The sequence below is a fragment of the Methanosarcina sp. genome (assembly GCF_028693135.1).
Taxonomy (GTDB): Archaea; Halobacteriota; Methanosarcinia; order Methanosarcinales; family Methanosarcinaceae; genus Methanosarcina.
This window is the reverse complement of the sequence record NZ_JAQUVZ010000026.1, coordinates 37,224-46,389: the sequence shown is the minus strand read 5'-3', so window position 1 is coordinate 46,389 and position 9,166 is coordinate 37,224. Positions and strand designations below refer to the sequence as shown.

Below are 9,166 nucleotides of genomic sequence, written 5' to 3'. Positions count from 1 at the left end.
CCACTTTTGCCTTGCCTGCTTGCAGTAGCTTTCTGGCTTTTGAAGGTTTACAGGGCATTAGTGGTTTTTTGTTTTGATTGATTACGAAAACTAACATATAGTTTTCCTCCGAAGAGTTATGCGTATCTGAATTGTGGAGTCAATTCCGGAATCCGTCTTCCTCTCGATCTGATATGGAAAGGTTTAACGATGCAAGCACTGTCCCTACCTCTCAGGACTGTTTAACCGGCATCCTTAGAGCCTTAAACTGAGGCGGCATTCAAGGGTAACTATTTCTTTCCTATCGTTTACCGATTTTCCATTGCTCCTTATCGGTGATCTGGTCAACCAGGGCTTGTTAGACAAGCCCCTTCCTCAAAAACCTGAGCCGTTAGGTGAAGGTTTTAGGGAGGGGTAATTGACTTTGATCTTTTTGTGAACTACCCGATTTTCTCATTTCGTTCCAGGGTTTTATAGAAGTTCTATGTTCTAATTTATAATTTTATCTTTTTTTTAATTATTAATTTTATCTTTTTTTTAATTGTTAATTTCATCTTTTTTTTAATTGTTAACTTTCTCTTTTTTTTAATTGTTAACTTTCTCTTTTTATTCTAATGTTCTTAATAGGTAATAAGGAAATTTCCAGAAATCCCAATTCAAGGAATGGGAGCTGAAAAAAATGAAAGTAAAGTCAGGAAAGCAGCAATATGGCTGCAAGGGAAAATAAAAACAGGTTGAATGATAAGGATCTACAATGAGCCACGTAGAGAATTAGACCGGCAAGTGAAACAGGGTGTCACGCAGAAAAAAAATAAATGACTGTGAATACTGGCATTTAGCAGTCTGACAAGTAGAGTAGGCAGGGCGAAAAAGGATGTCCCGGAAAACCCGGGAGCACCCAGAATAATGTTTAACTTTTTTTAGTCATTCAGGAGCTTCTCTTTCTCAGGAGTCCTGTTCCCGCCAGAAGCCCTGTTACAGCAAGTATGGAGCTGAATCCCGGAGTATCTCCATAATCTTCTTCCGTGTTCCCTGTACTCGCCTGACCCGAAGGCTCATTTTTTTCCTGGTTGGAGCCGGTTGACCCTTCCGGTTGTGAGCTGCTTCCTTCAAGGGTCATTGGTATTCCTACATAAACAACAGGACTTCCTGATTTGACCTCTCCTGAATATTTGTCAAGATCAAGGAAACTTGCTTTGCAGGCAGGAATTTGAACTTCCCCTTTTTTATTCATCTGCAGGATGTAAGTGAGGGTTCTTGAGCCACCGCTTTTTCCAAGGACCTGCTTGAAACTCGTTTCTCCACTTATAAGTTTAGCTTCGGAAGGCACGGTATCGGTTACAGTTACACTTGCATCAACATTTCCAGTGTTCTTCGTAGTGACCGTTACAGTCAGTTCGTCTCCAGGGTCTAGCTGCTGTTTGTTAACAGTTTTCGTAATTTCAATATAGGGCCCGGAAATTAGTGTCGTATCAGAATTATCGGAAGTCACTTCTCCATCCTTCCCGTTTGGAAGAGTGAAAGTAGCTACGGTTTTTGGGAAGGTAAAGTCCCCAGGTTTTTCCGGAATGAGGGTATACTCAAAAACCTTTTCAGCTGTTTCTCCGGCTTTCAGGGAAAGCGTCTTATCAAGCGTTGCATCTTTTTGAAGATGCATATTAGAAAGGATCGAATCTTTAAGGATGATATTGTTTATGTCGCATAGCCCTGCGTTCCGAACAGTGACTGAAACATATACCGGCTCTCCCATATGACGTTTTTTTGTAGCACTCTTTGAAACAATGAGGTCCCATTTTTGTTCTATTTTTATGGTTTTGGAACCTTCGTGTTCATACTTTTTATCCTTAATATCCTCACAGATAGTTTTTGCGGTGATTTTGAAATCCGTATCTTCCCAGGGAGTGGGCGTTTTCAGTGTGAAAGTAATGGGCTCAACAGTCTCTTCCTTAAGGACTTTAGTGTATGTGTATTTCGTTTTTCCACTAAGTACTTCCAGCTCGCCGGTATCAACAGTCAGTACAACGTTTTCAGCCTTTGCTTCCCCATTATTTTTAACTGTTACCGTTACATCGATTCTTTTATCCCCTATAGCTTTAGAATCGTATGTATCTTTATCAGTTTCGATCTTTATGTCAAAACTCGGCTTTCCTCTTACAAGAATATCCAGTTTAGCAGATGGATTCCAATTTCCGGTCTTGAATTCCTTTCCATCTTTGGTGATAATTTCATAATTTGGATCTACACTCTGGGCATAAACTTTTATCTCATCATCATATGCGAATTCCATCCCTGCCGTAAGAGGAGCAGTCTTTAATTTTTCCCCATCCTTTGAAATCGAAACGAAAACCATTTTGTCTTCGTTGAAATCTTCTGCTTTTATTTCATAGCCTTCTACGGTTACTGTCTTTCCCCAATTAAGTGTTGCATCATTTTGTTTCTCCACCCACTCCACTTCATCTGCCGCAAAAGCGACCATTGAGAGGCCGGAGAAGATAAAAACGGCAAGTAATACGATCAGTGCAATCCTTTTAGCCATGGTTACCTTCCTTGATTTTTATGCTGTTTATAGCAGGTCCGGGCAACGGAAACGTACATTTTGCGCTTCTGAAAAATTTGCGGCTTGGCAAATATTTTATGTATGATACACTATTTATTTTCTATATGAAATACTACAACAGCCGTATTATATTTATGCGCAGCATAGTCTTCGCCCCAGCACATCCCCCGAAATAATTTATTTAAAACCAAATGATTAGATCCATATTTTCAATAATACACTATAAATATGAATTTTAAAGATATATCAATCTCTCTAAAATATCTGTAGTAAATCTCTATAAAATATCTTCATATATTCTATTTTAATTTTTGCTAATGATTTAGCAAATTTTGTTTGAAAGGGCCATTTCCTTGAGAAGGGTTCTTTGTTTTGTAGAGAGGTTTTTTGTTGATGGGTTTTTAATTCATGAATGAAATTTTAATTCAGGGCTGGGATTAAATGCCATAAACACTTTATCTGAATTCTGGCAATTAGAATTCTGACCGGCAAAAACCAGTCCTTTTAAATTTTCCGGTTTCCGGAGGTTTTTTCCATGAAACTTAAAAAAATTGTGCAGACCCTTGAAGAGATAGCTCCACCTGAGCTTGCGGATGATTTTGATAAAGGCAGAATTGGTTTGATCCTTGGGCTTGAGGATGATGTGAACAGGATAGCAGTTGCCCTGGATGCAAACTCTTACGTTCTTAAAAAAGCGGCAGAAATGAGAGCAGACATGCTGATAACTCATCACACCCTCATCTTTCATCCGGTAAACATGATTTCAAAGTCTCTGGCGGCTTCCCTCAGGATTGCTCTTGAAAACGGGATCTCCCTTTACAGCATGCACACTAATTACGATAGAGCTGAAGGAGGAATTAATGATGTTCTTGCCGCCCGTCTGGGGCTCAAAAATATAAGGACTTCAGAAATTGGCAGGATCGGGGAAATAGAACCATGTTCCTCAGCTGAACTGGCAGCCCATGTTTCGGATTGCCTGCAGACCCCTGTTATGTACGCCGGAGAAAAGGAAAAAATCAGTAAGGTGATGGTTATAGGAGGCAGCTGCTTTCGAAACGAATATCTTGAAATCGCTAGGGAAAACGGAGTTGATGCCTTTATATCATCCGAACTTAAGCATGACATTCTCCGAACGCACGAAGATCTCTGCCTGATTGACGCAACCCATTATGCAACGGAGAACCCGGGTATGGAGGCCCTGTGTTCCAGGCTGCGCAGGCTTCCTGGAATTGAGGTGGAATTCATTGACCAGCCTTCCGGACTCAGGGCGGTTAACTGCAGAGTTGACAAAAATAAGGTTGTACTCGATATGAAAGCAGGAGAGGAGACCTGTAAACAGGAAGAACCTGGAAAGGGTTCTCTTGAGTTCATGCTTGAAGAACAGTCCAGAAACCAGATACGCTCAGATTACCGGCGCAGCCTTGGCAATGAAAATCGCAGAAGATATCTTGAGTAAGCTACTTCAATCAATGCCGCTTCAACAAATGCTACTTCAACAAATGCTACTTCAACAAATGCTACTTCAACAAATGCTACTTCAACAAATGCTACTTCAACAAATGCTACTTCAACAAATGCTACTTCAACAAATGCTACTTCAACCAATATATCCCGGATATGTTTAAATAATATATTTCAACAGGGGTACCCTGTATGGGATATCAAATTTTTCTGGATCCTGATTCTATTGCATTTAAATAATTTTCAATATGCCTTCTCAAAATGTCCGTTTCTTTTGTTTCAGGCAGGGAGGACATGATTGCCTCCAGATATCCGTACTTTTTAAGGAGGGAAAAAGTTGCAGGAAAATTTATATCAAAAATCCAGCTCAGGCGAAGAAGTTTTACGTCGTTTCTGTTTTTCATATCCTCAATTTTTGCCATTCTGTTATTCAGGATCTCTGATACCATAGGCTCCGAATACCCGTGAGTATCTGGCAGATATAGTTCAAGCGCCGGGTTCCTGCGTTCTTCCTCTTCTGCATACTCTTCACTGGCAAGCCTCAGGATGTCAATCTTATCTGCATCCCTTATCAGCCTGGAGAAAAAATGAAGTTTACTGGAGGTTTCCACATTTCCTGGAATCTCCATCATGTTGTGATATTCTATAGCTTTTAGGATGAGTTTTTCTTCCTCTTCGGAAAGGCGGGAGAGAACCCTTTCTTTATTCAGAATTTTCACGCCCAGAACCGCATGATTTTCCGATTCGGAATCTCTGAACGTTTTATATTTGGTGAACTGCTCAAAACGGCCCAGGTCGTGAAACAGGGCTATTGCTTCGGCGAGCATGCATTCCTTTTCGCCTATTTTCTCAGATTTTGCAAGTAAAAGGATATTTTCACAAACCCGTCGAGTGTGTTCAATCTTTAGCTCAATATTTTCCTGGGTGAAAGAGTCGGGAGAAAAGAATCTGTTCACATACTCGAAAAACCATCTCCGAAAATAATCCAGGTCTTCTTTTTGCATGCTTCTGCAATAAGAAATGTTGAGGTATATACTTTATGCATATCTTGCAGACTTTGTACAGAAAAGGTTTTTGTTTTAAATAATAATACTAATTACTCCGGAAAATTGTGAAATAATTATAGTCTCTTAAGACAAAAACCTTGCAATTTATAGGGAACCTAACAAATATCTGTAAAAACCATGACTATCTATTATAAACTCAACTTTTTTCTGTGAATTCAACAGTTTAAACAGAACATATAACAGAACATATAACAGAACATATAATAAAACATGTTAAAAAAAATAACAATTACATGAGATTTTTAAATCGTAAAAACTGATAATTCTCATATAACCTGGCAATTTCCCATTTAAACTGCATAAATTATATATGGAGGGAGCTCCTCAAATTAAATAAGTATTTACTGGGAAATCATAGGAAAAGATCCAGTCCAAACTGGATAAATTATCTGTGGGGGAACACAAGGAATTTATAATGTTAAATTAATCTCTGGTTGTTCTCGTTTACATCATTTAGGAAACTACATATCACAGTGACCTTTAAATGACATTGATAGACTGCTTACATAAATTTTCTGCAGGAACTCATTAGAATAAATCGGGGTATTTAATGAGCTCAATTAAAAAAACTTATTTGATCGTTTGCTTTTTCATTCTTCTGGCCTTTTTTTCATCTTTTACCTCAGGTATTTTACCTGCAGCAGAAGCCTCTGAAAGCCAGAAAAATGTTACAATAGATAACATGTCTGTTGCTGTTCCCACTCTTGAAGAAGTACTTGCGCAGCACCCGGCTTCTGTAGAAGGCCTGTTAAGCAAAGGCACTGGTCTCTATTCTCTCAAAGAATATGAGCTTTCCATAGGATGCTTTGAAGATGCACTTAAAATGGACTCTAACTCGTCAATGGCATGGTATGGAAAAGGATGTGTTCTGGTCGCATTGGAGAGATACGAAGAATCAATTGATTGCTACAACAGAGCTATTGAAACCTTCCCGGCTTCTTCCGGGGTCTGGTATGAAAAAGGTAATGAGAACCTTCAGAAAAAAAATAATATAGAAGCTATCAACTGTTACGAGAAAAGTCTCGCTGCGGATAACTATCTTTCCCGAGTCTGGTTCCAGAAAGCCCTTGCTTCTGAGAAACTCAGCCTTGACCAGGAGGCTTTAGCCTCTTATGAGAGTTCAATTGAATTTGGCTCCAACTCTTCCAAAACTCTGCAAATGCAGGGAAAGGCTTATGGCGGGCTTGAAAAACACGACGAAGCAATGAGCTGTTTTGATAGGGCTCTTAACATTACTCCTGACGATTTCGAACTCTGGACTCAGAAAGGAACAATGTACGATATGTCCGGGGATTATGAAACTGCAATACAGTGTTATGACCAGGCTATCTCCCTTAATCCTGATCTTTTAGAGGCCTGGTACAATAAAGGCGTAAACCTTGAGAGGATGGAGATGTATCAGGATGCCCTGACCTGCTATGAATTTGTCCTCCTTTCAGAGCCTGAAAACCTTAGTGCCCTGCAGAAGAAAGGCCTCTGTCTCGAAAAGCTTGGTAGAAATGAAGAGGCTCTGCAGTGCTATGAAGAGGTACTCATTTACAGCCCTGATAACACTGACGCATGGTACAGCAAAGGTTCCGTGCTTAATGCGATGGGAGATTACGACGCTGCAATAGTCTGCTATGATAAAGCTCTTAATCCAGATTCAGGAATTGAGGTAGAGGAGGTTGGAGATGATCTTCTCGAAAAGCTTAATGCTTACGACTCTTCACTTGCCAGTTATTCTGAAGCTCCCGAATTTAAATCTCCTGCCATTAAAATCTGGTACGATAAAGGACTGGCTTTTGATAATCTTGAGAACTACGAGTCTGCCCTTGAGTGTTATAATCGGATTCTGGAGACCGAATCAGAGCATGCAGTGGTCTGGTACATGAAAGGTCAGGATCTTGACAGGCTTAACAGGTATGAAGAAGCTGCTGCTTGCTATGATAAAGCCCTTAAACTGGATTCCGGATATGCTAAAGTCTGGTATAGAAAAGGCTACGATTCTTTAAAACTTGAGCAGTACGACGATGCTGCAAAAAGTTATGATAAAGCCGTTAATCTTGATGATAACTACATACTTGCATGGTATGGCAAAGCTTTTGCCCTGGCAAAAACAGGAGAATATGAAGATGCTCTTGTGTGCTATGATAGGGTTCTTGCCGTTGCCCCGGATAGTGCGGAAATCTGGTACAACAAAGGTCTTCTCCTTGATCAGCTCGAAAGATACCAGGAAGCTTCAGACTGCTACAGTCAGGCCCTCCAGATAAATTCAGAGTATTCTATTGCCCGTTTCAGATTGAACAAGGATATGGAATTATTGTCTGGAAACTCGACTTCCATGTCAGTTGAAAATAAAAATAGGGATGTCAGCCCGCAAAGGACAATTTCAGGAGGTTTCTGGTCTTACCTTCTGGGCTACAAATATTCAAGTTCTGAAGATAGCTCGGATCTTTCAGGGAACTTTAACTCCCTGAGTCCGGAATTCAGTTACGATGCGGCATGGTACGGTGAAGCTTCAACATACAGTAAACTTGAGAGGTACGAGGACGCACTTTATTCTTACGAAATGGCTCTTACACTCAATCCTGTACGCACCGAGGCCTGGTATGAGAAAGGCTCTGTCCTTGACAAACTCGGAAGAAGCGAAGAAGCTCTGGAGTGTTACAAAAAAGCCCTTGATCTTGACCCGCAGTCAAGCAATGCCTGGTATGCGATAGCGTCTACCTCGAGTACCCTTGGAAGATCTGAAGAAGCAGTTGCTTACTATGAGCAGTTACTTGCTCTTAACTCCAGTGATCCTGAAGCCCTCCAGGGAAAATCTCTGGCCCTTGTAACCCTTGGCAGGTACGAGGAAGCAGTTTCCTGTTTCACTCCTCTTCTTGAACTGGAGCCGGAAAACATAGAGGCTCTGGAGGGTCGAGCTTTTGCTTTAGCCAGATCCGGAAGGCAGGAAGCAGCGCTGGAGGATTACGATAAAATCCTGCAGCTTGATCCTGTAAATTCAAAGGTGCTGGCTGAGAAAGCCTCTTTGTATGAAGAGCTTGGAAGGTATGAGGAAGCTGCTTCAACATATGGGAAGATTCTCAAGATTACGCCTGAGAACAGAGAAATAATGTACCGGCAGGGCAAGGCTCTGGAAGCTATGGGAAATTTCGAAGCAGCAATCGCCTGTTATGACCATATTCTTACGCTGGACCCGACAAATGTTGATGCGATTAATAACAGGGGTTTTGCTTTCTCTAAAATGGAGAGATATCAGGAAGCAATTGCCAGCTATGACAAAGCCCTTGAGTATGCTCCAGAAAATGCCGCAGCCTGGTATTTCAAAGGATGCGCTTATTTCGCAATAAGCAGTAACAATGCCGCCCTTGAATGCTTTAATAAAACGGTACATTTAAAACCGGACTGCATAACGGCATGTTATAACAAGGGGTATCTATACAGTGTAATGGGAGACATTAACGAGTCGATCAATTCTTATGACGAGGCTCTTAGAATCAATCCCAATGCACCTTCTGCCCTTTATAATAAGCGTTTTGCCCACTACCGTGTAAGGGAATTCGAGAAGGCTTCAGTATGCAAAGCAAGGCTTGATGCTGTTGACCCTGGTTTTGTTACAGCCCTTCAGGATAGGGGGACCCGCGTCTACATTCCCGAAACATACAAAAGCGACCTTAATTATTCCCTGCCTGCAAGATGGTATGGTGGAGAAGAAAACTATTCTGAAAACGTCAGCTTAAACATGACAGAAATTTCTCAGCAGTTAAACACCACTTCCGGTAAGGAATTTGAAAATACTGGTGAACCTGATAAAGACACAGACTGGAATATTCCTGAACCTGACAACCAGGGAAATGAAGATAACAGTGACTGGTATGTTCCGGAACCCGATGAGATTTAATGGATAAAAATTAAGCTGAATAAAAATAATTATTCCGGTATGCATATAAGGTTTCAGGCATACCGGTAAACTTTTTATAAAGAAACCAGATAAATATTATTCCCTTCAGCAATTTTTCTGCACCTTTTTTAGGCTATGCAATCTTAATTCGTTTTCTGATCGTGAGACGAAATCTTTATATTTTTGAATACGATGGCAAGAGCTGACATAAATAAA

Annotated in this window: 5 protein-coding genes and 1 pseudogene; 3 read left to right on the top strand and 3 right to left on the bottom strand. The window is 40.6% G+C overall.

Annotated features, from left to right (window positions below):
* Together PHF18_RS11855 and PHF18_RS11850 are read right to left on the bottom strand one after the other, a co-directional pair.
* Positions 1–97 (bottom strand): RRXRR domain-containing protein (locus PHF18_RS11855; protein ID WP_300103052.1); only part of this gene is annotated, 97 nt, incomplete at its 3' end.
* 810 nt (positions 98–907) lie between these two features.
* Positions 908–2,515, bottom strand: coding sequence for a BatD family protein (locus PHF18_RS11850; protein WP_300103048.1), 1,608 nt, complete (start codon positions 2,513–2,515; stop codon positions 908–910).
* 556 nt (positions 2,516–3,071) lie between these two features.
* On the opposite strand from PHF18_RS11850, the gene PHF18_RS11845 reads away from it, so the two are divergent.
* Both PHF18_RS11845 and PHF18_RS18095 read left to right on the top strand, forming a co-directional pair.
* Positions 3,072–3,992 carry a Nif3-like dinuclear metal center hexameric protein gene (locus PHF18_RS11845; RefSeq protein WP_300103046.1) on the top strand — a complete coding sequence of 307 codons (921 nt, stop codon included), beginning with the start codon at positions 3,072–3,074 and terminating at the stop codon, positions 3,990–3,992.
* Between the two features lie 56 nt (positions 3,993–4,048).
* Positions 4,049–4,165, top strand: a pseudogene (locus PHF18_RS18095) (pentapeptide repeat-containing protein); the annotation flags it as partial.
* Between the two features lie 32 nt (positions 4,166–4,197).
* Here PHF18_RS18095 and PHF18_RS11835 read toward each other — a convergent pair.
* Complete coding sequence (locus tag PHF18_RS11835) at positions 4,198–5,001, bottom strand: HD domain-containing protein (protein ID WP_300103042.1); 804 nt, start codon at positions 4,999–5,001, stop codon at positions 4,198–4,200.
* Between the two features lie 745 nt (positions 5,002–5,746).
* Here PHF18_RS11835 and PHF18_RS11830 point away from each other — a divergent pair.
* Positions 5,747–8,950: a tetratricopeptide repeat protein gene (locus tag PHF18_RS11830; RefSeq protein WP_300103040.1), complete on the top strand. Its 3,204-nt coding sequence runs from the start codon at positions 5,747–5,749 to the stop codon at positions 8,948–8,950.
* The last annotated feature ends 216 nt before the right edge of the window (positions 8,951–9,166 follow it).